Source organism: Faecalibacterium sp. DFI.5.82 (genome assembly GCF_029076575.1).
GTDB lineage: Bacteria > Bacillota > Clostridia > Oscillospirales > Ruminococcaceae > Faecalibacterium > Faecalibacterium duncaniae.
On the sequence record NZ_JARFIS010000307.1, the window covers coordinates 1 to 324 of the forward strand.

Below are 324 nucleotides of genomic sequence, written 5' to 3' on the forward strand. Positions count from 1 at the left end.
TTTAGGTCTTTGAATATTCATCAGCTTAAAGGCGTGTTTTTCTAGATAGGTTTCGCCATCATTGATCAGCCGATCGTTTTCGTTGACTTCTTTGGCTAGCACCACGTCACGATCAATGAACGCTTTGGTTGCCTTATAAATCTGTTCGGAGGTGTTGATCCCCATTTCCATAAACCGGCCACGCAGTTTTTTTAGCTCATCGTTAAAAATCTCGTTCATATGATCTCTCTCCTTTATGGGGCATTTATTCATAAATTACTATACTTGTCTAATGTAAAAAATACGTAAATTTGGCGTAAAATTATCGGAATTTATCGAAATTTC

Annotated in this window: 1 protein-coding gene; it reads right to left on the minus strand. The window is 37.0% G+C overall.

Annotated elements, in window-relative coordinates; genetic code table 11:
- The coding region (locus tag P0G09_RS16735) for a PhoU domain-containing protein (RefSeq protein WP_275253228.1) at window positions 1-219 on the minus strand (219 nt) is incomplete at its 3' end.
- Window positions 220-324: the final 105 nt, after the last annotated feature.